Below are 1,913 nucleotides of genomic sequence, written 5' to 3' on the forward strand. Positions count from 1 at the left end.
TTATGAAAGTAATAGGACTTTATTCAAGTTACCATTATTTATGCGCGCAGCTACTACTAATATTATCAATGCAAGTGATTGGAAGTATAGAATTTATTATGTAACAGGAGGCACGGCTAATTTACATAGTAGTACAAAAACAAGTTATTTTGAAGATAAAGCCATCACAACCCAGACGAATTATTTTTATGATTACCCAAATCATTACCAATTAAAACGCACCGAGTTTACCGATAGTAAAGGCGACGTATATAAAACAATACATGATTTTGATACAGGCTTAATTAATGCCAATCGCATGATGCCAGTTACCACAACAAGTTATAAAAACAATACACAGCTTAGCAAACAACATACGGTTTATGGTACAGATACTTCAAGTAGTTTGTATGTTCCAAAGAGAATTCAAACAGCTAAAGGCAGTCAAGTTTTAGAAGACAGAGCGGTGTTTCATAAGTACGATACTAAAGGCAATCCAGTAGAAGTAAGTAAACAAGATGGAACGAAGATCTACTATGTTTGGGGATATGAAAAGAGTCAACCCATTGCAAAGATAGAAGGTTATAATAGTATTAGTAGCAGTCAAGAAATAGCAATTAATAATGCAATTTCAGTCTCGAATTCAGACATAAATACAACAACGGAAAGCACTTTACGCGATCGTTTAACGATTGTAAGAGCAGCTTTTCCAGAAGCCCAAGTAACTAGTTTTACCTACGATCCCTTAGTAGGAGTTACTAGTATAACCGATCCAAGAGGAGAGACGATTTATTATAGCTATGATTTATTAAACCGATTGATACTAGTAAAGAACAGTGCAGGAGAGATATTGAAAGAGCACCAATACAACTATAAAAACTAAGCGAAGAAAAAGATGAAAAAGTATATACAATTGTTAGCTGTGTTATTACCTTCATTGGTATCTGCACAAAGTACTACAGAGAATTATGTAGTTACTAAGACCTATAAAGAAGCTAGTACAACACCAATTACAGTGCAAGACAAAAGCAAAGTAATGACTACGGTACAATACTTTGATGGTTTAGGCAGGTTAAAACAAAGTATTGGAATTTCCGCAGGAGGAAATACAATTTCCAATAATAATATTCCTATAGATTGGACAGTTAACAATACAGGTTCTACAGCTTTTTTCGGTAGAAATGGAGGAGATTCAGAAAATAGGATTATCAAAGGAAGCACCCCATTTGGTGGGAGAGATTTATTATGGGAATGTGTTCCAGATTCGGCTAAAGATGCAGATGGAGGTTGGGTAACAGATTTTTTTCAAGTTGATAATAGCAAGAGTTACCGTTATACAGTATGGGTAAAGAAGAATAAAATAGGAACGCCTTCTACAGGAAGAACGTATCATGGAGTAGGTTGGAGTGATGTTTATTCTTTAAATGGTAGCCTAAATACGAATCCATATTTTATTGACAGTTATTTACCAGAAGCCAACAAATGGTATTTACTAGTAGGAATAATCCATCCACATGGGTACAGAGGGAATGACACAGGAGTAAGCGGTATCTATGATACAGCAGGGACTAAAATTATAGATGGTAAAGAATTTAGATGGCACCCAGAAAGAAGAACAATTCGATTAAGAAACTATTTATATTATTGTACAGATACGAGTGTTCGTCAATACTTTTGGAGTCCATTATTTCAAGAGTTAGATGGGAGTGAATTGCCATTAGAAGATGTAGTTAGCAGACCGAGTATCTTAATAGCAGATGAACAGATAAAAGATATTGTAAGTCATGTTGAGTATGACAATTATGGTAGACAAGTAAAAGAATACTTGCCTTATACAGAAGGAGCAAACAATGCGAATATCCGTACTGGTAATATAGGTTTAGCTACTCAAGAGTATTACGGACAGAAATATTCAAAAGATTTTTCAGGAGTCA

Annotated in this window: 1 protein-coding gene and 1 pseudogene; both read left to right on the forward strand. The window is 34.7% G+C overall.

Annotated features, from left to right (window positions below):
• Positions 1 to 862: pseudogene (locus tag ACKTTC_RS08285) on the forward strand (hypothetical protein); the annotation flags it as partial.
• A gap of 12 nt (positions 863 to 874) precedes the next feature.
• Positions 875 to 1,913, forward strand: a 1,039-nt coding sequence (locus ACKTTC_RS08290; RefSeq protein ID WP_408039339.1) for a DUF6443 domain-containing protein, incomplete at its 3' end; no start/stop codon positions are given.

This window comes from Tenacibaculum amylolyticum, assembly GCF_964511145.1.
Taxonomy (GTDB): domain Bacteria; phylum Bacteroidota; class Bacteroidia; order Flavobacteriales; family Flavobacteriaceae; genus Polaribacter; species Polaribacter amylolyticum.